Source organism: Psychrobacter sp. UBA3483 (assembly GCF_002377905.1).
GTDB lineage: Bacteria > Pseudomonadota > Gammaproteobacteria > Pseudomonadales > Moraxellaceae > Psychrobacter.
The window spans coordinates 17,859-43,718 of sequence record NZ_DFQS01000029.1 but is presented as its reverse complement, the minus strand read 5'-3'; the positions used below and the strand labels follow the sequence as shown (position 1 = coordinate 43,718).

Below are 25,860 nucleotides of genomic sequence, written 5' to 3'. Positions count from 1 at the left end.
CCGTATTTTTATAACAACAAACAAGGCATCTCATGGCACACGATAACTTATTCGAACCCGTAAAAATGGGCACTCAAACTCTAAAAAATCGCATCATCATGGCACCGTTGACCCGCTTACGTGCGGTTGAACCGGGCGATATTCCTACGGCGTTAGCCAGTGAATATTATGCGCAGCGTAGTGGTGCAGGACTGGTCATTACCGAAGCGACGCAGGTGTCTTTTCAGGCCAAAGGTTATGCGGGCGCGCCCGGTATCCATACCCAAGACCAAACGACCGCATGGAAAACCATCGTTGATAATGTCCATGCTAAAGGCGGCAAGATTGTCGTCCAGTTATGGCACACGGGTTTGGTCGCCCACGAAAGCGTCCAACCAGATGGCAAAGCGCCTATCTCAGCGTCTGATATCGATGTTGGTGTACGTACCTCATTGCGTGACAGTAATAATCAAGCGATTCGCGTTGCTGCTACACCGCCACGCCCAGCCACACTTGAGGAAGTGCAGCAAGTTATCGCTGACTTTGGGCTTGCGACCAAAAATGCCAAAGAAGCAGGCTTTGATGGCGTAGAGATTCATGGCGCGCATGGTTACCTGCTACATCAGTTTTGGGTTGAGCAAACCAACCAGCGTGATGATGAATATGGTGGTAGCCGCGAGAATCGTGCGCGTTTGACCCTTGATGTCATCGATGCTTGTGTCGCTGCGTGGGATGCTGACCATGTTGGTATTCGCGTATCACCGCTTGGTACGTTCAACAATGTTGAGGGAGGCTACGAAGAAGACGATAACATTTGGCTGATTGAGCAAATCAACAAGCGTGGTCTAATGTATTTGCATCTGTCAGAGCCAGACTGGGCAGGGGGTACGCCTTATAACGATGAGTTCCGCCAAAACGTACGTAATGCTTTTGGTCAACTGATTATTGCCGCTGGTGGCTATGATGCGGACAAAGCTGAGAAGAACATCAAAGATGGCTATATCGATGCGGTGGCTTTTGGTCGTGATTATATTGCCAATCCTGACTTAGCAGAGCGTATTCGCGAAGGTGCACCGCTTAATGAGCAACATCCGCAAAGCTTTTATGGTGGCGGTACAGAAGGCTATACCGATTATCCTTTTTTAAAACAGGCTTAAATATTATCGGATAGCCATTTTAAATTGGCTTTATCGATTAAAATAAAGTGATAATGAATAAAAAGCCACCTTGCTAACAATAGTAAGGTGGCTTTTTTAATGGGTAATATTTAGCTATTTACCAAAGTTACTCGTTTGGTAATCACGAAATGTTTGTTTTAACTCCGCTTGGGTATTCATGACAAAAGGACCATAGCCTACCACTGGTTCGCCGATCGGCTCACCGCTTAATAGTAATAGTTTAACCGTACTTGGTGCTTGCTTATCACCAGAAAGCTTATCATCAGCTGGCTCAGGGTACGTCAACTTAATACTATCGCTTACCTGCGTTGCTGATTGTTCATTGGCGGAATCAATAATAGCGATATCAGTATCAGTCGGCGCTGTAAACTGAATCAGACTACCTGCGCTTACTGACTTATCATTAACCAGTAGCGTGCCTTCTTGTACCAATATCATGATGTTATGATTGTTTGGCACTTGCAGCATCGTTGAGCCAGTGCTATGCAAGGCAATATCCCACATATTGATTGGCGTAAAGGTACTTGCTGCGCCTTTAGTGTCCTGCCATTCACCAGCAATAATTGCCGCTTGACCAAGAGCATGTCCATTCTCAAAATCAGTTAAATCAACCATAGGCAAATCAGCGCCTTTTAGCGTTTGATATTTAGGCGCAGTCAGTTTATGGGCGCTTGGCAAATTGACCCATAATTGCACCATGCTAAAAAGTCCACCACGGCGACTAAAGTCGGGTGAGTGGAATTCTTCGTGCATAATGCCGCGCCCTGCGGTCATCCATTGCACATCGCCTTCTTTGATGATGCCACAACCGCCAGCCGAATCGGCATGGCTAATCTCGCCGGCGTAGGCAATCGTCACCGTCTCAAAACCCTTATGCGGATGCTGCCCGATACCGTGCGGCTCATTCTCATGGTTTGGATTTGGCGCAAAGGTGGTCGGCTGACCATAGTCCAATAATAAAAACGGATCGGTATGCTGATAATTAAAATCAGCTTCGTTATCTAAATGATTAAACAAAGTTTTGACATAAAAACCATCGCCGACCCAATGCGGTGCTTTATTATTATGAATATGTTTGATGGCGCGCATTGCTTACCTCGTCAGCCTAACTGTATTAAAGAATACTTATTTATTTCACCGTCATTCTTTAATAGGAATGAAATACCTACTCTTAAGTAATTCTAAATCTGTATGGGTTTATATGGTGGTTAAATTCAAAATAGTCAAATATTTAGTGTTTTTAAATTTGCATCGCTGGCGTTTGAAAGGCTAGCGTTTGAATGCTTACCGTTTAAATTAAGGGTCTGTCTTAACATCAAACCACTTCGCCGCAAACAAAACCACTGGCCCACGCCCATTGAAAGTTATAGCCGCCAAGCCAACCGGTGACATCGAGCACTTCACCGATAAAATATAGCCCGTCTTGATATTTGCTTTGCATGGTCTTTGACGAGACTTCATCGGTTGTGATGCCGCCGCGTGTGACTTCAGCGGTTCGATAGCCTTCAGTGCCAGACGGTTTTAGCTGCCAGCCGTTCAGCGTCGCGCCAAGCTCTATCAAGCGCTCATCTTTAATATTGGCAAGCTCGGTATCTTTGATATCGTCCCACAAATGCGTTTGTAGCGCTGCCAGCAGTTTTTTCGGCAAAGCATTGTTGGTATTGTCTGCCAAGACCGTGCGGATAAGCTGGCGTGGGTGCGATTTTTTATGAGCAAGTAAAAGCGCAGTCATATCGATTTCAGGTAGTAAATTGATAGTGATGGTTTCGCCAACATGCCAATAGTTAGACAGTTGCAGCATAGCTGGGCCCGACAGCCCGCGATGGGTAAAGAGCAGCGGTAGCTTAAAGGAGATGCGCTCATTACTGGCAATCACCGGCAGACTGATACCGGCAAGCGTACGAATCAGCTCACCCGTTTTATCGGTAAAGGTAAATGGCACAAGGCTGGCATCAGTTGCGACTAACGTATGACCAAACTGTTGTGCCAGTTCGTAACCAAAACCGCTCGCACCTAATGTCGGAATAGACAAGCCGCCCATCGCTACCACGAGCGACTCACAGCGATAGCTGGTTTGCGGCAGCTTACTTTGATTGCCGTTATCTTTTCTCTCTTGTTTTTCTTTTTTACTCAAACTTTTGCTGGTGATTAATTCAAAACGGGATTTTTTATTATTATCATCAGTCTTTACTTGTTCAATGTGGGTATTGAGCTTGACTTGTACGCCCACGGCAGCGCATTCATCGAGGAGCATGGTTAAAATATCTTGCGCCGAATCATCACAAAATAGCTGCCCGTGCTCGCGCTCATGGTAAGGAATTTTATGCTGCTCAACCATAGCAATGAATTCCCAACTTGGATAACGGCTGAGCGCGGATTTACAAAAATGGGCGTTGCTGCCGATAAAATGCTCAGGCTCGACGAAGTAATTGGTAAAGTTGCAGCGTCCACCACCTGACATGAGGATTTTTTTACCAGCTTTATTGGCATGGTCGAGCACCAAGACGCGGCGACCACGGCGACCCGCGGTGAGCGCACAATATAACCCCGACGCACCAGCGCCGATGACGATGACATCGTAGTAATTGTGTGCTGCTGTATTGCGCGGATTTTCCATGATGATAGGCTCCAAAAAGCGCTAAACTTTAAAGAATAAAAATAAAAAAAATCGTAAAATTAAAAAGTAGCCGAGTGGGCGTTTTAATCATAAAGGGTAGCTATTGTCCATGTTTTGTAGCAGGTTACAAGGATTAAATATTTTTGCCCAGTCAACTTATAAAAGTCGCTACCCATGAGTAAGTATACAGCTGTGCAGCGAAATTGTTATGTTTTGCGCTCGACGTCTTGCAACGACGCGGCTTATTTGTCAAACTAACTTAAGTGTCAGACATTATGGAAGATGACTCTTATACTTGTTTAGGCCGCTGCTTAACGTTGATATTTAACATAAGCCATTAACCACCAATCGTTTGATGATGATGGTTTTATGCTACTTGTTTAACGCTAGTTGTTTAGTGCTAGTCGCAACGATAGCCGCTACAAGTCAGAATAATTAAAAAAGGATGACTACGATGACTCAAAAATCATTTCCTATCGCGGCTGAGTTTGTCGACGCTGCCAATACTAGCGCTGAGCAATACGCCAAAGAATACCAGCAATCTATCGCATCACCTGAGGCGAAAGATGCCTTTTGGGCGAAGCGTGCCGAGCTGATTGATTGGATAAAAAAACCCACCAAAATCAGCGATGTTAATTATGACTTGGAAGATTTTCATATCAAATGGTATGAAGACGGTGAGCTTAATATCTCAGTTAACTGCCTTGACCGTCATGTCAAAAACCACCCTTATAAACCTGCCATTATTTGGGAAGGTGACCACCCGTCATTGCACAAAATCATTTCATTTAAAGAGCTGCATGAAGCGGTGTGTCGCCTCGGTAACGCCATGCGCAAACTTGGGGTAAAAAAGGGCGACCGCGTCACCTTATATATGCCCATGATACCAGAAGCGATGATTGCCATGCTGGCGTGTACGCGCATTGGCGCAGTGCATTCGGTGGTGTTCGGCGGTTTTTCTGCTGAGAGTTTGGGCAACCGTATTATCGATAGCCAATCAAAATTGGTCATTACCGCTGACGAAGGTATTCGTGGTAATAAACGCACGCCGCTCAAAGCCAATGTCGACCGTGCGTTAGACATGGATGGCACCGAAAGCGTGACCAATGTCGTCGTCGTCCATCGTACGGGTAACTCTGTGCCGATGAGCGGTCGCCGCGATGTGTGGTATCACAGTTTGGTCGATGGTGAGTCAAAGCATTGCGAACCTGAGGTAATGAATGCCGAAGACCCGCTGTTTTTATTATATACCTCCGGCTCAACCGGCAAGCCTAAAGGCGTGCTGCATACCACCGGTGGTTATATCACTTATGCGCTTTCGACCTTCCGTGATGTGTTTGATATCAAAGAAGACGATGTCTACTGGTGTACGGCCGATGTCGGTTGGGTGACGGGTCATACTTATGCCACTTATGCGCCGCTTGCCAATGGTACGACGACGGTTATGTTCGAAGGTGTGCCAGAATATCCAACCTGGGCACGTATCGGTCATATTATTGATAAACACCAAATCACGGTTTTATATACCGCACCGACCGCTATCCGCGCGATGATGAAAGAGGGCGATACCTTTGTCCGTGAATCTGACCGTTCAAGTTTGCGCTTGCTTGGCTCCGTTGGTGAGCCAATCAATCCAGAAGCGTGGGATTGGTATTACCATGTCGTTGGCGGCGGTAAATGTCCGATTGTCGATACGTGGTGGCAGACAGAAACCGGCGGTATCTTACTGGCGCCCATACCTGGTACTGTCGATATGAAACCGGGCGCGGCGATGAACCCGCTATACGGCATCGAGCCGGTCATCGTCGATGCTGATGGCGAGATATTAGAAGGTGCTGCAGAAGGCAATCTTGCGATTAGTGGCGGCTGGCCGGGGCAGATGCGTACCATTTATAATGACCATGAGCGCTTTTTAAAAACCTATTTTACAGAATATCCGGGTTATTACTTCACAGGTGACGGCGCGCAGCGTGACGAAGATGGGCACTATTGGATTACCGGGCGCGTGGATGATGTGCTCAATGTGGCAGGGCATCGGCTAGGCACGGCAGAGATTGAAAGCGCGGTGGTTGCGCATCCGGCGACGGCTGAGGCGGCGATTGTCGGTATGCCGCATGACATTCGCGGTATGGGGGTTTGTGCCTTTATCATTCTAAAATCGGGCGAAACTGCTACAGACTCTTTAAAAGCCGAGCTCAATCGCCACGTACGCGCAGAGATTGGTCCGATTGCCAACTTGGATGCTATTTATATGGTTGATGTGCTACCCAAGACGCGCTCTGGTAAAATCATGCGCCGTATCCTGCGAAATCTTGCCGCAGGGCAATATGTTGGCTTGGGCGATTTATCGACCCTTGCCGATAGCGCTGTCATCAATGAGCTGATTGACGTAGTCAAGGCGGAACGCGGAGAGTAAAAAGTATGATTCGATAATGGATATTATTAAAAGGATGTGCAGTAAACTAACCTTTCCCTTTATTCAAAAGCCATACTATCGAAAATAGTATGGCTTTTTTACCTAGAGGTTATTGCTATTAGTGAGCTTTATAGCTTCAATAGCTCTTATTTTCTTCTATATTACAAGGTTTATGGTCATTATGCCGAACTCTACTTTGCAGCCTACGCAGATATCAGCGCCAAAAATTGCCATTATCGGTGGCGGCTTAACCGGACTGTTTACTGCCACTTTATTAGAACGTGCTTTTAGCCAAATTAATGACCAGAAAATTAAGGACAGAGCCTTAGTACCAGAAATTACTATTTTTGAGAAATCACGCAGCGTCGGGCGTCTAGCAACTCGTTACCGCAGCGATAGCCATACTAATAAAAACTGGCAATGGGCCTTTGGGGCACAGTTTTTTACTGCCAAGAGCGCAAGCTTTCAGCAATTTATTAAACCGTGGCTACAGACAGACCTGCTACGACCTTGGCACGCGCAAGTAGTAAGCTTAACGCCAATGGCTGAAAATAATCCCACAGCTGATATGCACCTCAAAGAGCAATGGGGCAGTACGCAAGCGCGCTATATCAGCACGCCAAAGATGACCAGTTGGGGGCGAGCATTGGCTGATAATTTGCAGCATACCACCGTCAATTTTAATACCCGCATCGCGCCATTGGCTGGGTATAAGCAAACTCTCGCTAATAAGACCAGTAATAAAACTGAGCTATTCGATGAAAATGGCAACAGTCTTGGTCATTTTGATTGGGTAATTTGTACCGCGCCAAATGGTCAAGCAGTCGAGATTATGGCTGATAGCGGTTTTACTGAACAAGCAAAAATCACTGAACCAAAAATGCAAGCCTGCTATAGCTTAATGCTTGGTTGGAATACTGATCAACCATTACCTGAGGCGCTAAGTCGTTTGGATACGGCGTGGGATGTGGCTTATGTGCAAGAGTCTATTATTGATAGAATATTTATCGAACATCATAAGCCGGAGTATCATGCGCTATTACCCAGCATGACCATTCATGCGCGCAACGACTGGTCAGAGCAGCACGTCGATGACGATATCGATACCATAAAAGCAAAGTTGTTAGAAGCCGCTCAGCGAGCACTAAACTGGAATGCGGAGAGCACGCCGAGCCAAGTTGATTGTCACCGTTGGCGTTATGCCGCAACCGTTACGGCTTCTCATAAAGACCAGTTAGGAATATTGGTCGATGATGAGCGGCAATGGATTGTTAGTGGCGATTGGTGCGGGCAAGGTAATATAGAGAGCTGCTATCAAATGGCAGCGCAGACGGTCGCAGTGATTGTTTAAATTAAATATTCAAAGCATTGCAACTGGAATGGATATATGAAATAAGCTGATAGCTTAAAATGTCATTTTATTAAAACCATGTAAATCATTAACTTACAGACAAAAAAAGAGCCCACGAAGGAGGTGTCGTGGGCTGAGGAAAACTTATCAGGTGACCGACCTACTATTGATTAAAGAGTCACAAATAAATTCATCAAGATTTATTATTGTTAATATAAAGATGATGACGAAATCTATGATTTCAAGAAATTCTCACATCTGCTTACAATTTTCAGTGTACAACTGTATTTATTACACAGTCATCATAACTGAAATTGGCCGATTTACCTAGCTTGCTTACATGTCATTACGTTTTGGCTAATTATTCGCCAATTATTGGCTAAAAATCATCATCATAATCGCTTTGCTAAGCCTCTGTTGCTCAAAAACACTTGCAATGGAGTACTGTCATTTGAGTAAAGCCAAAACCGACCGGCACAGAAGCATGACGGCATGGCAGAAAAATGCTAAGCTAGCCACATTCTTATCGTTCACTATAAACTGGGTTTGTCATGACCGAGAGTACACCGCTGCACACACCAGAACAAAAACCGCTACCGACACCAAACGACAGAAGTATCTTTAACTTACCCAACAATCTAACGATTGCGCGTATTTTAATGATTCCGCTATTTGTGGCGATTGCTTATTGGCCACCCGCCATGGGAATTGGCATGCCAGCGATTTCGGACAATGTCATCGCGCGGGTAGGTATGAGCGAATTTAGCGACAGTTTGCTGCGCCATTTGCTGCTGACCGGTGTGTTTATTATCGCCGCGGTGACCGATTGGCTGGATGGTTATTTTGCTCGTAAGCTTAACGTGGTCTCCGCGTTTGGGCGCTTTTTAGACCCAGTCGCTGATAAGCTCATGGTCGCAGCTGCGCTGATTATCTTGGTACAATGGCATCCCAATATTATTATGGCGATTGCCGCGATTGTTATTATATCGCGTGAAATTGCCGTCTCGGCGCTACGCGAGTGGATGGCGGAGCTTGGCAATCGTACCAGTGTTGCTGTCTCGTATGTCGGTAAGCTCAAAACCGCTTTTCAGATGATCGCCATCACTGTGTTATTGTTAAATTGGCAATCGCTTGAAATGATAGGGTATGTCTTGATGGTGGCGGCGGTGATTTTAACCTTATGGTCGATGATGATTTATCTAAAAGCCGCTTGGCCGTATTTAAAACAGAGCGGTTAGCTCTTTTTGATTTAACCGTCAGTTGAGTCGGAATAAAAAACGCCAGTTGCATTAAGCGACTGGCTTTTTTTATTCTAATTACTTTGCTTCTACTTCATTATGAAAACATTACAGCTTAATAGAGAAATTTTCCCCTAAGCTTTTTTCAATCGCGGTATCGGTAACTGCCGCCGCCGTCATTTTGACCGCGCTAGTGATCGCATTACCATTCGCCCAGTATTCCGCGCCATGTGGCACTACTTTAATGAGCTGAACTCTTGGGTCTTCTTTGCCTTTCTCAAAATAAGCGTTATACATAACTGACCATAGCTCGTTAAGTTTCCCTGCATCCTCGACCAATTCAGCGGTACCAGAAATAGACAAATACTTATCATCGCCTTTTGTGATATAAGCCAAATTTACTTCTGCATTTTGCTTAATGTTATCGACAGTTTCAGACGGCTTATGGCCTATAAACCAAATCTCTTTGGCGCCAATACTGGTTTCAGTGGTGTTCATTGGACAAGAGTGCAGATGGTCTTCGCCATTGCGCGTGGTCATCATGGTATATTTAATGTCTTTTACCATCGCTTGGATGGTATCCATTTGCGCTTGTTTGTTCATAATAGTTGTCCTTTACTATTGAAAGATGCAGTTTTAGGTTTAAAAGCTATCGGCAGTTAACTAATGAATGATTAAATATAGAATCAGTTATTAATATAATAAAGTTGCTTAATAAAACGATATAGCTGCTCTGTAATACGCTGTGACGCTTTGTAAGCTTTAAGGTTTTGATTAAACAAAAAAACGCCAGTAAATTAATAACTTACTGGCGTTCAAATAGATGTCTTATTTTTTATTTTTTATTATTAAGACCGCAAAACTTACAGAAACTGAGGTTATAGAGAGACGGAGAAAGTCTCGCCTAAATCTTCAGCAGTTTTTCCTTCTTGCACCGCTGCGGTTGCCATTTTAAACATATTGACCACTGAGCTACCGCTAATCCAGCACTCGGCACCATGTGGCACAACTTTAATCAATTGGATATTTTCATCTTCTTTACCTTCGGCAAAAAAGGCGTTATAAACAGGCGACCATAGCTCATCCAACTTGTCTTTATCGTTTGATAATTCAGCATTACCACTAATAGAAACGTAATTCTTTTCGTCTTGGGTAGCATACGTTAATCCAATTCTTGCATCGTCTTGAATGTCTTTGACGACATCTGAGGTTTTATCACCGATAAACCAAATCTCTTTGGCAGCGACATCCGCTTTATTGGTGGTCATTGGCCAAGCATGAATGTCACCTTTTTTATTGGTGGTACTCATCATGGCAAATTTTACGTCTTTAATCACTTCTTGGATTTTGGCGATATGCTCTTGGTTACTCATTGGGTTTATCCTTTTATCATTATAGTAAATGGTTTTTTTGTTTAAATCATGGTTGCTTATTAAGCATTCAGTTTAGACAAGCCAGCGCCATTTATAGTAGTTTTTATGAGCTGCTTATAGTTATAGTTATCAAGCTCGTTATAAGGCGCTTAACTCATCGCGACTGCCATCTAGAATAGCGATTATCAGCATCTAATTTATATAGGTTGCCAGTAATACGATGTGAGTGTTTGTAAGGTTTACAATAATTAGGTAAAAATTGTGACGCCAGCTGAGCAATATTTCTGTTTTGAAAAGCTTTTTATCTTGGTTTTGACCTGCTTATTACAGGGCTTCTTGTTATAATACACAGACCATTTACTTTGCATGGCAGAGATGCCTTGATCTTACGGATTATGCCTTTATGATGACCATCGCCGGACAACCGTTTCTTACCGATTTTCAGACGCAGCAACTCATCAGTCAGTTTCAGCAAAAAACCGAGCTAAATGTCAGCCAGATTCATACTCAGCAAGTTTATGTGCTATCGCGAGACCTCGTAGGTGATGAACATAAAAAAGCGCTGGATTTGTTTGGGGTGCATGCCGATATTCAACTTGCCGCTCCAGAGGCCAATCAAGTACAAGTAATCGTCGGTCCGCGTTTTGGGACGATTTCGCCGTGGGCTAGTAAAGCGACCGATATCTTTAATAACTGTGACATTGAGATTAAACGCGTCGAGCGCGTTATCGTTTATACCCTAACGATTGATGCAAAAGCAGACGGCGACGTAGGTGCACCTAATAACAAGCTTCCTAAAGCCGCTGAGCAATTATTGTTTGACCGTATGACCCAAAGCCTAGTTTATGATTTAAATGACGTAAATAAACTGTTCGATGATGAACAGCCGGCTGCACTTAATCGCATCGACGTCATCGGCCAAGGACAATCAGCACTAGAAGCCGCCAATAAAGAGTTTGGTTTTGCCTTGTCGAGCGAAGATGTCGACTATCTGATGAATGCCTACGTCAATGAGCTAAAGCGTAATCCAACGGACGTTGAGCTGATGATGTTTGCGCAGGCCAACTCAGAGCATTGCCGTCATAAGATTTTTAACGCTGAATGGACAGTCGATGGTGCAGTACAGCCAAAATCCCTGTTTCAGATGATTAAGAATACTTATAAAGCCAATCCCCAAGGCATTTTGTCGGCTTATAAAGACAACGCCGCGGTGATGGCTGGGGCTAAGGGGCTGCGTTACTATCCAGTGCCGACTGATGCCATGGATGCAAATTCTGCCCATCTTTATGACTTTCATCAAGAAGAAATCGATATCTTAATGAAAGTCGAGACTCATAACCATCCAACGGCGATTGCCCCTTATGCCGGTGCAGCGACGGGCGCGGGCGGTGAGATTCGTGATGAAGGCGCAACCGGTCGTGGCGGTAAACCAAAAGCTGGTCTGACTGGTTTTCATGTATCACACTTGCATATTCCAGAGCTTGCGGAAAAATGGGAGCAATCTGGGCAAGTAAGTACGCAAAACTACGGTACGCCCGATCGTATGGCCACCAGTCTTGAGATTATGACCGAAGCACCACTCGGCTCAGCCAATTTCTCAAATGAATTTGGTCGTCCAAACCTCTGCGGTTATTTCCGTAGTTTCCAATTGGATACTTCAGCGGCAAAAGATGGCAGCGAAATGCGCGGCTATCATAAGCCTATCATGCTGGCAGGTGGTTACGGCAATATCAAACGCAACCTGATTGAAAAAAATGCCATTCAACAAGGTGACCTGCTTATCGTTCTTGGTGGACCTGCGATGCAAATCGGCTTGGGCGGCGGCGCAGCATCATCTGTCGATAGCGGCGAGTTAGATGAAGGTTTGGACTTCGCTTCTGTGCAGCGCGATAACGCCGAGATGGAGCGTCGCTGCCAAGAAGTCATCGATCGCTGCTGGGCCTTAGCTGGTAATGGACAGTCTGGTAACGATATTGACGCTAGCAGTAACAGTAAAGATGGCAACCCAATCGTCTCGCTACATGACGTTGGCGCCGGTGGTCTATCAAACGCCATGCCAGAATTGGTCAATGACCACGAGATGGGCGCCCATTTAAACCTGCGTAAAATCCCGTCGCTAGAAGCAGGCATGTCGCCGATGGCGATTTGGTCAAACGAAGCGCAAGAGCGTTATGTGTTAGCGATTCGCCCAGAGAGCAAAGCGCAGTTTGATGCGATTTGTGCCCGTGAGCGTTGTCCGTATGCCATTTTGGGTGAAGCGACGGAAATACGTCAGCTTATCGTTGATGATGAATTGCTTGATGAGCAGCCAGTCGATATGCCGATGCAAGTATTACTCGGTGGTACGCCGCAGATGCAGCGTAGCTTTAGCCGTCAAGACAATGAATTGCCGCCGCTTGAGCTCAATGACTTTAATTTAGCTGAATCTATCAAAGATGTATTGCGTCATCCAACCGTTGCGAGCAAATCATTCCTCATTAGCATCGGTGACCGCTCTATCACGGGTATGGTGGTGCGCGATCAATATGTTGGTCGCTACCAAGTACCAGTGGCAGATTGTGCCGTTACCGCTTCTGGCCTGATTGCGCTTGATGGTCAGCCGATGAGCGGTGAGGCGATGAGCGTTGGCGAACGTACGCCAGTTGCTTTAATCAGCCCTAAAGCTTCTGCACGCTTGGCAGTTGGCGAAGCGATTACCAATATCGCCGGTGCACGTATCGCTCAGCTATCTGATATCACCATGTCAGCAAACTGGATGGCAGCCTGCGGCGATGATAATGAGGACGCTGCACTGTTCGATGCTGTCTATACCGTTGGTGAAGAGTTATGTCCTGCGTTGGGTATCGCCATTCCAGTCGGTAAAGACTCGCTATCGATGCGTGCCAACTGGACGGATAGCAATAAAGACGGCAGCACGGATAAATCAGTGGTCTCGCCAATGAGCCTCGTGATTACTGCTTTTGCACCAGTCGTTGACGTGGCAAAAACGCTAACGCCTGAGCTAATAAATGGTGACAGCGCCTTCTACCGTATTGATTTATCAAAAGGTAAACTGCGCCTTGGCGGTTCAATCCTTGCGCAAACGGCAAGCCAATTGGGCAATGAATGTCCTGACCTCGATAAACCAAGCGATTTAATCGACTTCTTTAACTTCATCCAAGCGGGTAACGCGCAAGGTGTCATTAGCGCTTATCACGATATCGGCGATGGTGGTTTACTGGCGACGATTGCTGAGATGCAATTCACCAGTCGCCAAGGTATCAAGCTGTCATTGGACGATAAAAACTTACTCGGTCAATTATTCAGTGAAGAGCTGGGCGCGGTCATTCAAGTCTTACCAGAAAATGTCGCCGCTTTGATGCAATTGGCAGAAGAATTTAACGTCAGCGATATGCTTAGCCTTGTCGGTCAAAGCTGTGAGGAAGACAGCCTCATTATCCAGACGCCGCTGCATATGGGTGATGCTACGCTACGCTTTAGCCGTTCTGAGCTGCAACAAGAATGGAGTCAGGTCAGCTATCAAATTGCCCGTCGTCGTGACAATCCAGCTTGCGTACAGCAAGAATATGACTTGATTAGTGATGCCAGCCATCAAGGTCTTATCGCTGCACCAAACTTTGACCTCAATCAAAAGGTTGAAGAACCATACTTAAACAGCCGCGCTGATTCTGATAACAGCAAGCCAAGAGTTGCTATCCTGCGTGAGCAAGGCGTCAACGGTCAGACCGAAATGGCAGCAGGCTTTACCCAAGCAGGCTTTGAAGCGGTCGACGTTCATATGAGCGATTTACTTGAAGGTCGTATTAATCTACGTGACTTCGACGGTCTGGTCGCTTGTGGTGGCTTTAGTTACGGTGATGTGTTGGGCGCAGGCTCGGGCTGGGCGAACTCTATCTTGTTCCATGACGAGTTGCGCATGCAGTTTGTGCGCTTCTTTGCTCGCCCTGATACCTTCTCACTTGGTGTCTGTAACGGCTGTCAGATGATGGCGCAGTTAAAAGACCTCATCCCAGGCGCGGAAAACTTCCCACGCTTTATCGCCAATAAATCAGCCCGCTTTGAAGCGCGTACCGTCAACGTCAAAGTTGAGCGTACCAAATCTATCTTGTTTAAAGGTATGCAAGACAGTATCTTACCAATCGCTGTAGCGCATGGTGAAGGCTATGCCACGCTAGACAATACTGAGATCGACGGTATGGCAAAACACGGTCAGCTTGCGATGCGTTATGTCGATAGCCAAGGTCATCCAACCGAGACGTATCCGCTCAATCCAAACGGTTCGCTCGGCGGTGTTACAGGTCTGTGTAGCACCGACGGTCGCGTCACCATCATGATGCCGCACCCTGAGCGTACGCTACGTGCCTACAATCATAGCTGGAAGCCAGAAGAGTGGGACGAGGACGGTGCGTGGATGCGTATGTTCCGTAATGCGCGTGCTTGGTTGCGTTAGAATGGTTTGAATTACTGTTGATAATAAAAAAGGTGGGCCTAAGCTCACCTTTTTTGTGTTTGGAAGTGTTTGAAAGAAACTATAGTAATCTTAGCTTAGGCTTAGTATTCTCACTAATCAAGTTGAACGTTATGCCGTCTAAAATTTGGAACCCAAAATCGATATTTTCATAAAAGTTCCTACCTTCTTTTTCCAAAATAACCTTAATGATCTTATTCGATAGAATATACTTTTCACGTTCGATAGGTTCAGGCTCTGATTCATTACTGAAGCAAATCAAGACTAATTTTCTATACAAAGTATAATACAATCAAAAACTACTCGTTATCTAAACCGTTTTTACCTTCCTTCTGAGCCTCAGCAATCAGCTCATGAATCCTCGCACTTTCTCTTAACACGCAAGCCTCATACGCAGAGAGCGGCTCAGGTTCCTGCTCTTTTTCTTGCTCCTGTTTGGCTTTTTCTTCTAGATATTTCTGTAGCTCGTCTTGCTCATTTTGCTCATTGTATTGTGAGTTATTCATGGCTTATGTCTCCTAATATTTTTTATCCATTAATAAAAGTCATCACGACCAGCATACTTCTTATTGAGTGCGCGTAGTATCGCATACGTTTCTAAATCCAGCTCGCCCGTTGGCTGCTGTGGTCTGAAGTGCAATTGAAAGGCATACACCACATTGCGACTGGTTTTATCCCACGCGTCTGTATCATTGATTTGATAACCATAATCGCGAAACGCTTGCTTAATCTCGGGTATCGTAGCTGCGGCAAACGCGTCTTGATTCATAAAGAATTGCTTGTCAAATTCATCATACCAAGCGCCAATGCCGTAATCCAAATATAGTCGCTGCCAAGGGAACTTGGCACCGGGGTCGATTTTACGCGAGGGTGCCATATCCGCATGACCAATGATATTCTTTGCTGAGATATTATATCTTTTTGCCAACTCTTGTACCAGCTGCGCCACTTTTTTGATCTGCAACTCATTAAATTCAACATAGTGCTCATAAGGATGATAGTCGAGCGCGCCGTTTTTTAACGCGTCTCGATATTCAGGTTTGATGCCTGGGTTGACAATCTCGATGCCGATAGAGGTATCATTGAGTATCGTTTTACCAGCAAAACCGCCATTGCCTGCATGCCACGCGCGTTCGCCCTCGGGCACTAAGTTATAAATTTTGTTGTCATCATGGTCTAAAATCAGATAGTGGGCGCTGACATCACCAGTAGTCAAAAGCCTAATAGCGCGGGCATTATTGCTCACCGTATAATGCAAAATAATGGTTTTGATACGCTCACTTTTGCCCGTAGCTTGATAGGTTTCGCTATCGATGACGAAAGGCTCGCTGGTCGTTAATTGGGCGTTATGAGTGGTCACGCAGCCAATCAAGGGTAGCGTTAAGGCACATGCGAATGCTAAAAAGATAGTTTTTGCCATGAAATGCTCTGTATGAATACGGGTAGGCGATGATGCCGACCTTTATTTTATAGTGGTAGTAATAGATAAAATTGAGATACTTTTAAAGCTTTTAACCTTTACTAATTTTCTTCGCCAAAACCGTTTTCCAACTGTCCTCCAAACACTTAATCGCCAGCCACGGCTCGATAACCTCGGCGTCAATTTTCTCTTTTGAGTTTGATAATTGCCATAGCTTTTCTAGGGTCGCAAAAGGATAGGAGCGTTCGATGAGATAAACCGGCAAATCAGCGTGAATCATACCGTCACGTACGACTTCAAAATACCAGCCAGCGATACCTTGCTTAGTCATCCAAGAGGCGATATTTGGCACTTTGTTCAGTTTAAACTGTCCAATTTGGTCATTGATTTTGTAGCAGGGACGGCGCGGCTGCACGATGCGAAGTTGGACGCTGTCGCTACCATTAACTTGCTCATCACCGTACTGAAAAACATCGCCGATACACACCGTCGACTCATCCATTGCAGGCAGACCATCGACTGCCTCAGTCGTTAAGTTTTCACCCAAGGTACCAACGCGTACCTTTAAACCAAATTCTGTATTAATTTTCTCATAGGTTGCGACTGGCAGTTGATGTACGGCCTTTAACGGGCCGCCATGATGGCGTCGGTCGGCTTGTTCATCAGTGGTCAGACCCATGAAGTTGACCGCGACAGGCGCTTTGATTGGCGCCTTATCAATGGCGCTCATCTGCTCACGGGCAAATGGCATCGCTTTGCCAGCACGCACGCAGATTAAATTGGCAATATGTAGCGGTAAGGGTTGATTGAAATCAGCACTATTTTTTTGGCTAGAAGATGCTATTTGCTCTATGCTCATGGAATATCCTAATCGATAGGGATTTATTGGGCGAATGGTTAATTCATTAGTGATGTTAAAGATGGCTATTATCTTAGCCTAATCAGGCAGTTGATTATATGGCTTTAGCGATTTAACCTTTATCTGTACCAAATTTTAGACGAAAAAAAACCAGAGTAGAATCTGGTCTTTTTATAAAGCAGTATTGGCAATAAATCCTCTTATTTATTTTTATTGCGGCGACCTGCGGTTTTCTTTTCACGCGGTACAGCGACCAGCTCCGCCAATTGATCAGGTGACGACCATAGGCCTTCTAAGTCATAGAATTCACGCGCCGCTGGCGTCATCATATGTACGACAACAGCGCCCAAATCAATCAACGTCCAGTCAGAATCAGTACCGCCTTCACGGCCTAGTGGCATAAAGCCCGCTTGCTTAACTTCAGCGCCGACGCTGTCTGCCATCGCACGCACGTGGCGTTTTGAAGTACCGTCAGCGATGACGATGCGCTCCATCACGTCCGTTAGATTTTCTACGTTTAAAACAGTGATATTTTTTGCTTTCATATCGTCAAGCGTGTTTTCGACTACCGCTAAGCATTCTTTTAAGCGTTCTTCAGTCATGGTATTGGTCATAAATGGTCTTCTCTTCAATCATAAATATTAAAAATAAAATAGTAAATCATCACATTGCTTGTGCTCACGAGCCCCTGAAAGATAGGTAAATAGACAAGTGTTTTTTGCGGCAACATGGATAAAATAGGTAAAGTTAAACGTATAAGGCGATTTTAACGGAATTGAGCAGCAGAATATAGCTGATGGTCGATAATATATTGATAAACGGCAGGATTTAGCCATTTAGCGAATGAATTGGGTACAGTCGGGTTAATGATAGCATTTATTGGCTGTAAAGTTGCGTTTTGCGTACATTGCTTGCGCAGCTTTTGACGTACTTGGGTGCTCGATATCGCTGCCACAGGGCGCGGGTCTATATAAATGCGTCCTTGCACGGCGTTTTTCAAGTTACTGCTGTCTGTTAAAGACCGCAAAGCTGGCGCGACAAGGTCAGTAGCCGAGTCAGTGATTAAGTGTTGCAGTGCTATGGGAAGCTGAGATTGCAGCGCAGTAAGGTTTGACGCGACTAAATCTGTATTTACGAACTTTTCATTTATATCAGCGTTTGTATCATTATTAATAGGGTCATTTTCGATAATGCTCAGCCGATTAAATACCCATAAATTGACATGATCGGTCAGCGCCAGACCATCTTTCCATTTATCCAAACTCTGCGCACTGTCCATGCCCATGATAAATATCAGGCTATCGTGCGGGTAGCGAGCGCGTAAGGTTTTTACGCTATCAATGGTATAGACCGGCGGCGTTTGCCACAGCTCAAGCTCATTGATTTGTAGCGGGGTATCTTTTATAGCCAGCTTCAACATAGCCAAGCGGTGCTTAGGGTCGGTGCTGTCTGCTTTAAACGGTGAGCGCGCATTGGGCAATAATGACAGCTGTAGCTCGCGCTGTTGCTGCTTTGCTAGCGGCAGTAAACTTTGATAAACATACAGCGCCATTTGCAAATGACCATTATGCACAGGATCAAATGAGCCACCCAAATAGGCACGAATGGCGGGTTTGGCGTTTTTTGTTAGAGGATAGTCTTCAGAATAAGGCATAAATAAGTGAGCAAAAAGCGCTACCGATAGACATTGTTATTAAGGAGACTATAGCATTATTGGAGAGCGCTCAGTAGGGGCACATGTTTTAAAGCCCTAAAGATTTAACAAAAATAGTCCATAAAAAACCGACCATCACGATGATAGTCGGTTAAGTGTAGAGCGATTAAGCATAACTGTAAAATATAAACGGTACCGCGATTAAATCGCGTCGCTATGTGCTTGGATGGCGGTCAGGGCGATGGTATAAATAATATCATCGACCAAAGCGCCACGCGATAAGTCATTAACAGGCTTATTCAAGCCTTGCAACATCGGTCCGACACTGACCACATTGGCGCTACGTTGTACCGCTTTATAGGTGGTGTTACCAGTGTTTAGGTCAGGGAAGATAAAGACGTTTGCTTGTCCGGCAACCGGTGAGTCAGGGGCTTTTTGTTTACCAACACTCATGACCGAAGCGGCATCATACTGTAATGGACCATCGACGGCGAGGTGCGGCGCACGCTGGCGGACGATTTCAGTTGCACGAATGACCTTTTCAACATCCGCACCAGTACCAGATGAGCCTGTTGAGTAGCTAATCATGGCGACTTTTGGATTGATACCAAAGGCGGCGGCAGACTGCGCTGATTGAATGGCGATTTCAGCGAGCTCTTCAGCGTTCGGGTCGGGGTTGATGGCGCAGTCACCATAAACCACCACTTGCTCAGGTAGCAGCATAAAGAACACTGACGATACCAGCGAATACTGCGGCGCGGTTTTAATCAGCTGAAATGCAGGACGTACGGTATTGGCGGTTGTATGTATCGCCCCAGATACCAAACCGTCGACCTCGCCCATCTCGAGCATGGTCGTACCCAAATAAACCGTGTCTTTGAGGTATTCAGCGGCCACTTCGGCGTTGGTTTTACCTTTACGACGCTCGACCACAGCATTGATATATTTATCCATATCGAGGCTATCGGGGTCGATAATCTCAAGCCCTTCAGGCAACACCAAATCACGATTTTTCGCTACTTGCTCGACTTCACTACGCTTGGCAATCAACACGCAATTGGCGATACCGCGGCTTTGGCAGATGCATGCCGCTTCGACCGTACGTGGCTCTGAGCCTTCTGGGAGCACGATACGTTTTTTAGCGTTTTGCGCTTTTTTGACCACTTGATGACGAAATGCTGAAGGTGATAAGCGCATCTCATACTCTTGGCTAAAGTAATCTTTAATCCAGTTGAGGTCTAAATGCGCGGCGACATAACGTGCCACTTCTTCGGCGCGCTCGGTATCATCGCTTGGTATCTCAGCGCTCATATGCACAAGGCTTTGTACGGTCTCATAACTGTCACTTTCGACACTCATGATCGGGATACCCGTTTTGAGTGCCGATTGCCAAAGCTCAGCGACTGTTTCGCTTGGTACCACGCCGCCCGTTAATACCAGACCTGCTAGTGGAATACCGTTGATACAGGCAAGTCCTGCGGCCAACAATAAGTCATCGCGGTCGCCCGGTACGACAATCAGCGTACCACGTTTAAAGACTTCATCGACGCGAGCGACCGAACGCGCGGTCAAACTGATGCGGTTGATACGGCGCGATTTTGCTTCACCGACATTTAGCCACGTGGCGTCGAGCTCAGCGGCGATATCCCACGTACGTGGCACAGAGAGTGAGTCACTAAATGGCACCACGCCGATTAAGCGGAACTCTTCGGTGTTAAAATGCGGTGACAGGCGCTGCACTTCTTGCATAAAGCCTTGGTCTAATTGCACCACGGCTTCGCCTGGGGCGACCATTTGATTTTCGAGGGTGCTTTGGGCGTTTGGTAAATCATGCATACGCATCAAAATACAGCCAAGCGTGCGCTCACTGGCGATGCCGCCAAATTCACGGGCGTGAACGTCAAGCTTGTCAGCCAGATAGGCAGGTTTACTGGTATCGGCGGTGCTGACAAAGATGATTTTGGCATCTAGGGCATGAGCAATCGCGCGGTTGATTTGCGACGCATAAGAGGTCTCAGTCGTCGATACTAAGCCTTCGCAAATGACCACATCGTAGTCATCGCCTAAGGTATGATAATTGACGACCACTTCTTCCATCAAATCATCAAGATTGTCATCACCCAGCATACGCTCAACGCGCTGACGGCTGATGGATTTGGGCGGATTAAGACCAAAAGCGTGCATCGCCAGCGCGCTTGAGCTGTCTAAACTGTTTTGCTTATCGAGGGTATCATCTTGTAAAAATGGCTTCATAAAGCCCGCTTTGATACCGTTATAATCAAAGGCGCGAATCAAGCCTAACGCCGCTGACGTCACACCGATACCGCGACTGATGGGCACAAGTAAAAAAGTTTGCATAATGTATCCTACTGTTTATTCTATTTTTAAAGCGTCTGTCTTTTAAGAGCTTATCTTTTAAAACGTATCGCTTTTAAAGCGCGTATCACCTTGTGCTATAAGTAATGCTTCCTGCTTTCTTATAGCAAGGTATTGGTTTGTTTAGCAATCAAACACTTATAAACCTAGGGCTTCGCGCGTTTCTTGGGCAATGCGGCATTCTTCATCGGTTGGTACTACCCACAGCTCAATACTACTATCGTCGGCATGGAAACTGCCTTCTTTGCCACCGACCAAACTGGCGTTTTTGGTGCTATCTACTTTGATACCAAAATGCGGCATCATCTCTAAAATGCGCGTACGCGTGGTCACTGAGTTTTCACCAATGCCGCCGGTAAAGACAATGCCGGTAAAGTCAGGTAGCGCACAACTTAAGCTGGCAAGGTACTTAGCGACGCGGTAGCAGAACATCTCAATCGCAAGTTTGGCGTCTTGATGGCCTTCGTTGGCGGCTTGCTCGATGGTACGCAAGTCATTTGATAAGCCTGAAATACCAAGCAGCCCACTTTCGTTATTGAGCATCTTATCGGTTTCTTCTAAGCTCATGCCTAGTTGGCGTTTGAGATGAATGTGCAAGCTTGGGTCGACATCACCGCTGCGCGTGCCCATCATCAGACCTTCAAGCGGGGTTAGACCCATACTGGTATCAAGACTTTCGCCATTGTAGACAGCCGTCGCTGAGCAGCCATTGCCTAGATGGGCGGTCAACCAACCATGTGGCGCTTTGGCACTGGTGATTTCGCTGGCGCGTTCTGATACATAAGCGTGCGAAGTACCATGGAAGCCGTAACGACGGATTTTATATTCATCATAAAGGACTTTTGGCAGTGGATAACGAAACGCGACCGGTGGCATGGTTTGGTGGAAGGCAGTATCAAATACCACCACTTGCGGAATCTCGGGATAAATCGCTTGTACCGCTTCGATACCTAGGGCATTGGCAGGGTTATGGAGCGGTGCCAATACTTTTAAGCGTTTGACTTCTTCTAACACATGCTGATCGACACGCACCGCTTCTGAATACTCGCGGCCGCCATGCACCACGCGGTGGCCGACAGCAATAAAGTGATATTGCTCAAGTAACTCAAGGATTTTTTTCAAGGCCAGCTCATGACGACCACCAGCAATGGCGATTTCTAGCTTTTCACCATTTAGCGTTGTGTGTTTGATACGAGCGGTGTCGAGGCCTAAGTTTTCTGCCAGACCGGTGATACGCGTATCATTGTCTTCGCTGATTAGCGCGTATTTGATTGAAGAGGAGCCGCAATTAAGGACTAAAGTGGGGTTGGTTAGATTCGATGTTTCAGAGTCTTTATCATTAAAATTGGTGGTTACGCCAGCGCTCATACTCTATCCTTAGATATTATTTTTTGGGTGGTGAATCGACATCGATGGTCACCGGTTGTATAAAAAAACCAGCCATATTCTTGCCGGCATACGCCAAACAGCTGACATACGCAGCAATCCTAGCGCTGATTTTTATCATTGCTGTTAATCTTACTTTTAGCATTGCTTTTAATAGGCGTTTTCAGCATCTTGAGCTTGCTGTGTTTTTAAACATCTTTAAAGCTCATAACTGCCCATAATGCTCGCAGCTATTAATGGTTGGTAAAACGCATACTAGCGCTTCACTGCCGCTGCAAGGCTTCACTATAATGTACCATATTTTGAATTTTATACCACGATAACTATAAGGCTTTAATTAGGACGTTTTATACAAGTGTACACCGAATGCCATCAACCGCTGACAGAGATAATAAGATAAAAGCACTTTTTATAAAATTGTAAGTAAGTTTGTCTGTCGCTACGATACTGTTTATAAAATCTAAGGAGTCATACTGTTAGTCGCTAATTCTACATAAATTTATGCGCCAATCAGCAGCAGGGGGCGCACAACTTTATCGAATAATGCTATGATTAAAAAATTGTCCTATTTCTATATTGCAGCCTTATTTTCGCTGATAGTGATTTTTATCGCCTGCAAACCATTGCAAGATGAAAGGTTAGCCATTCTATGTTTACTATACGCCGTACCTCAAATTTTAACAGCGCTAATTTAAGCGTTGATGTCAAACCTGCTATGTATCAGTTAACCATAGCGACGCTGGTCATCGGGGCAACTGCGTTGGCAGGTTGCGGGCAAAAAGGCGATTTGTACTTAACAGAATCGAGTAGCCAAACGGTAAAAGACAAGACGGCTGTGCTTGAGAGCACCAGTCATCCGCAAGATGCCGCCTTTGCTAAGCTCAATGACAATGCAAATAACGAGCAAAACGCCGAAGATTTTCAGCTGCCTGCGCCGAGTACGGATCCTAACGATTATTAATGCTTGTTTATTAAAAGCCAAATATTCAAACGATTCTTAGCCTATCCAAGCTGCTAAACCCCTTAACTATTTAATCCCTTAATACATTGATTATATTAGAGACAACTTTATGAGTCAGTCAGTCACGACCAAAACTGAGCAAGGATTGTATGTGCATCCTAAAGCCTTAACCGCCCATTTGCCCGCGCTTGATTATCGAGACGGCGCGTTATATATGGAGCAGGTAAGTATTGCTGAGGTGGTCAAGCACTATGGTACGCCATGTTATGTTTATTCAAAACAAGCAATTCTAGACGTTTATCAGGCTTATACCACAAGCTTTGCCAGCCTAAAGCATCAAATTTGCTATGCGGTGAAAGCAAATTCTAACCTTGCCGTGCTTGGCATCTTGGCGCAAGCAGGGGCAGGGTTTGATATTGTCTCACGCGGTGAGCTCATGCGCGTATTGGCAGCGGGCGGAAAAGCTGAGCGCGTGGTGTTTTCAGGCGTTGGCAAAACCTATAGCGAAATCGAATATGCGCTTAATCAAGGTATTGGCTGCTTTAACGTTGAATCGATTAGTGAATTGGCGCTGATTAACGAAGTGGCAAAAGCGCTTGATAAAACAGCGCCGATTTCATTGCGGGTCAATCCAGACGTCGATGCCAAAACCCATCCGTATATCTCAACCGGTTTAAAAGACAATAAGTTTGGCATCAGCCATGAAAATGCCGTTGCGGTTTATGAGCAAGCGGCACAGCTCTCTCATATTAATATCGTCGGTATCGACTGTCATATCGGCTCGCAATTGACCGAGGTTGCGCCATTTGTTGCAGCGCTTGATAAAGTGATTGAGCTGATACATAGCTTACAAGCTAAAGGCATTGAGCTGCGTCATATCGATTTGGGCGGCGGGCTTGGCGTGCGCTATATCGATGAGACGCCAGTATCTATCGAGGAATTCGCCCAAGCGTTACTACCCAAACTAAGCGAGCTTGGTTTAACGGTATTCTTCGAACCGGGTCGTAGTATCGTGGCCAATGCCGGTGTGCTCTTAACTAAGGTTGATGTGTTAAAACCAACCGAGCACAAGAACTTTGCTATTGTCGATGCGGCAATGAATGACTTGATACGTCCAGCGTTATATCAAGCAGAAATGGCGGTGATTCCAAGTGTTTTACCTGAAAAAGGTATTGATACTGATGGCACACAGCCGTGGGATATCGTTGGCGCGATTTGTGAAACCGGTGACTTTTTAGCAAAAGACCGCTTATTGTCTCTTTCGACCGGCGATGTGTTAGCGATCACTGGCGCTGGTGCCTATGGATTTACCATGAGTAGCAATTACAATTCACGCGGTCGTGCTAGCGAAGTGATGGTAGCCGATGATAATCATCAACTGATTCGCAAACGCGAAACGCTTGAATCTTTATATGCTGATGAAGTGTTGTGGCAGGATAAATAGTTTTTTAACCAATTTACTGCTTACGAGTTTTTAATTAAAAATGACCCATTGTGATAACGACAATGGGTTTTTTTATGGTCGAAGTAAGGCTGTGCGTGATGACTCTATATTACTTTTCACTCACTATAAATGCTTTTTTGTTATGTAAAGCGGGCTATATAAAAGAAAGCTCGATAGCGGTGATAATTATGATTGTATCTGACAGCGTGCTAATATAAGGCATACATAAAAATAGGATAGGATAAAAAGGATATGCTAATAGAATTTACAAAAATGCATGGGCTGGGCAATGATTTTATGGTCATCGATTTGGTGACCCAACGCTTAGAGTTGACCAAGGAATTGGTACAGCTGCTAGGCGATCGTCATTTAGGCATCGGCTTTGATCAATTGCTCGTCGTTGAGCCGCCGATGCGCCCCGATGTTGATTTTAGTTATCGCATTTTTAATACCGATGGCACAGAGGTTGACCAATGCGGTAATGGCGCGCGCTGTTTTGCCCGTTTTGTGCAAGCGCGTAAACTGTCATTTAAGCAGCGTCTGCGCGTTGAGACGGCAAGCGGGATAATCTCATTAACGACTGACCGTTATGGCTGGGTCGAGGTTGATATGGGTAAGCCCAAATTTGAGCCAAGTGAGATTCCCTTTACCCCAAGAGCGACGACCAAAATCCAAAACGCCTATCATCTAAACGTCAATGGCACGCCGGTGCAGCTTTATGTCGCCAATATGGGTAATCCGCATGCTGTCATCAGGGTTGATGATGTCCTAGAAGCCGATGTTGAGACCTTGGGTAAAGCCATCGAATCACATCCGGCCTTTCCAGAGCGCGTCAATGTCGGCTTTATGCAGGTCATGAATCAGCGTCATATCCGTCTGCGGGTTTATGAGCGCGGGGTCGGTGAAACCCAAGCGTGCGGCACCGGCGCTTGTGCAGCCGTAGCGGTTGGTATCCGTGAGGGTTGGCTTGATGAAGGCGAAGACATACGCGCGCAGCTTTATGGCGGCAGCATAATTGTCAAATGGCAGCCGGGTTATTCTGTGATGATGACTGGGCCAACGGCGTTTGTCTATGAAGGGGTGTTTAGCCCAGACGGTCTGATGGCGCAAGCGGGTATCAAGCCTATTCCAGAAGGCTAA

At 45.7% G+C, this 25,860-nt stretch carries 19 protein-coding genes; 8 read left to right on the top strand and 11 right to left on the bottom strand.

The window, feature by feature from the left end:
- Positions 1-32 precede the first annotated feature (32 nt).
- Positions 33-1,136, top strand: coding sequence for an alkene reductase (locus B2866_RS05180; RefSeq protein WP_296191290.1), 1,104 nt, complete (start codon positions 33-35; stop codon positions 1,134-1,136).
- Between the two features lie 114 nt (positions 1,137-1,250).
- On the opposite strand, the gene B2866_RS05175 is transcribed toward B2866_RS05180, so the two are convergent.
- Together B2866_RS05175 and B2866_RS05170 are read right to left on the bottom strand one after the other, a co-directional pair.
- Positions 1,251-2,246, bottom strand: a complete 996-nt coding sequence (locus B2866_RS05175; RefSeq protein ID WP_296191288.1) for a pirin family protein — start codon at positions 2,244-2,246, stop codon at positions 1,251-1,253.
- Between the two features lie 226 nt (positions 2,247-2,472).
- Complete coding sequence (locus B2866_RS05170; protein WP_296191287.1) at positions 2,473-3,774, bottom strand: NAD(P)/FAD-dependent oxidoreductase; 1,302 nt, start codon at positions 3,772-3,774, stop codon at positions 2,473-2,475.
- A 454-nt stretch (positions 3,775-4,228) separates the two neighbouring features.
- Between B2866_RS05170 and acs the strand changes: the two genes are divergently transcribed.
- From acs to pgsA, 3 genes are all read left to right on the top strand, one after another.
- Positions 4,229-6,190 carry an acetate--CoA ligase gene (gene acs, locus B2866_RS05165; protein WP_296191285.1) on the top strand — a complete coding sequence of 654 codons (1,962 nt, stop codon included), beginning with the start codon at positions 4,229-4,231 and terminating at the stop codon, positions 6,188-6,190.
- Between the two features lie 181 nt (positions 6,191-6,371).
- Positions 6,372-7,541, top strand: coding sequence for an NAD(P)/FAD-dependent oxidoreductase (locus tag B2866_RS05160; protein WP_296191283.1), 1,170 nt, complete (start codon positions 6,372-6,374; stop codon positions 7,539-7,541).
- Positions 7,542-8,092: 551 nt separating this feature from the next.
- Complete coding sequence (gene pgsA / locus B2866_RS05155) at positions 8,093-8,779, top strand: CDP-diacylglycerol--glycerol-3-phosphate 3-phosphatidyltransferase (RefSeq protein WP_296191282.1); 687 nt, start codon at positions 8,093-8,095, stop codon at positions 8,777-8,779.
- A 108-nt stretch (positions 8,780-8,887) separates the two neighbouring features.
- Here pgsA and B2866_RS05150 read toward each other — a convergent pair whose 3' ends face one another.
- Entirely contained in the window at positions 8,888-9,382 is a 495-nt protein-coding gene (locus B2866_RS05150) for a pyridoxamine 5'-phosphate oxidase family protein (protein ID WP_296191281.1), read from the bottom strand.
- 275 nt (positions 9,383-9,657) lie between these two features.
- Positions 9,658-10,152 (bottom strand): pyridoxamine 5'-phosphate oxidase family protein, encoded by a 495-nt coding sequence (locus B2866_RS05145; protein ID WP_296191280.1) that lies wholly within the window; start codon positions 10,150-10,152, stop codon positions 9,658-9,660.
- A 403-nt stretch (positions 10,153-10,555) separates the two neighbouring features.
- Here B2866_RS05145 and purL point away from each other — a divergent pair, with 403 nt between their 5' ends.
- Positions 10,556-14,602, top strand: coding sequence for a phosphoribosylformylglycinamidine synthase (gene purL, locus B2866_RS05140; protein ID WP_296191278.1), 4,047 nt, complete (start codon positions 10,556-10,558; stop codon positions 14,600-14,602).
- Positions 14,603-14,919: 317 nt separating this feature from the next.
- Here the strand turns inward: purL and B2866_RS05135 are convergent, their stop codons facing one another.
- From B2866_RS05135 to B2866_RS05105, 7 genes are all read right to left on the bottom strand, one after another.
- Positions 14,920-15,126, bottom strand: a complete 207-nt coding sequence (locus B2866_RS05135) for a hypothetical protein (protein WP_296191276.1) — start codon at positions 15,124-15,126, stop codon at positions 14,920-14,922.
- A 29-nt stretch (positions 15,127-15,155) separates the two neighbouring features.
- On the bottom strand, positions 15,156-16,040 hold the full coding sequence (locus B2866_RS05130) for an N-acetylmuramoyl-L-alanine amidase (protein ID WP_296191273.1): 885 nt from the start codon (positions 16,038-16,040) through the stop codon (positions 15,156-15,158).
- 91 nt (positions 16,041-16,131) lie between these two features.
- The gene (locus tag B2866_RS05125; RefSeq protein ID WP_296191272.1) at positions 16,132-16,899 is read right to left on the bottom strand and encodes an MOSC domain-containing protein; all 768 of its coding nucleotides are present in this window, start codon (positions 16,897-16,899) and stop codon (positions 16,132-16,134) included.
- 200 nt (positions 16,900-17,099) lie between these two features.
- Positions 17,100-17,513, bottom strand: coding sequence for a ribosome silencing factor (rsfS, locus tag B2866_RS05120; RefSeq protein ID WP_191690127.1), 414 nt, complete (start codon positions 17,511-17,513; stop codon positions 17,100-17,102).
- Positions 17,514-17,665: 152 nt separating this feature from the next.
- On the bottom strand, positions 17,666-18,553 hold the full coding sequence (locus B2866_RS05115) for a nicotinate-nicotinamide nucleotide adenylyltransferase (protein WP_296191269.1): 888 nt from the start codon (positions 18,551-18,553) through the stop codon (positions 17,666-17,668).
- A gap of 201 nt (positions 18,554-18,754) precedes the next feature.
- Positions 18,755-20,911 carry a phosphate acetyltransferase gene (pta, locus tag B2866_RS05110; protein WP_296191267.1) on the bottom strand — a complete coding sequence of 719 codons (2,157 nt, stop codon included), beginning with the start codon at positions 20,909-20,911 and terminating at the stop codon, positions 18,755-18,757.
- Positions 20,912-21,067: 156 nt separating this feature from the next.
- A complete protein-coding gene (locus B2866_RS05105; RefSeq protein WP_296191265.1) occupies positions 21,068-22,297 on the bottom strand; it encodes an acetate/propionate family kinase in 1,230 nt (409 codons plus the stop codon).
- A 667-nt stretch (positions 22,298-22,964) separates the two neighbouring features.
- On the opposite strand from B2866_RS05105, the gene lptM reads away from it, so the two are divergent.
- From lptM to dapF, 3 genes are all read left to right on the top strand, one after another.
- Complete coding sequence (lptM, locus tag B2866_RS05100) at positions 22,965-23,276, top strand: LPS translocon maturation chaperone LptM (protein WP_296191263.1); 312 nt, start codon at positions 22,965-22,967, stop codon at positions 23,274-23,276.
- Positions 23,277-23,385: 109 nt separating this feature from the next.
- Positions 23,386-24,720: a diaminopimelate decarboxylase gene (lysA, locus tag B2866_RS05095; RefSeq protein ID WP_296191262.1), complete on the top strand. Its 1,335-nt coding sequence runs from the start codon at positions 23,386-23,388 to the stop codon at positions 24,718-24,720.
- 252 nt (positions 24,721-24,972) lie between these two features.
- Complete coding sequence (gene dapF, locus B2866_RS05090; RefSeq protein ID WP_296191261.1) at positions 24,973-25,860, top strand: diaminopimelate epimerase; 888 nt, start codon at positions 24,973-24,975, stop codon at positions 25,858-25,860.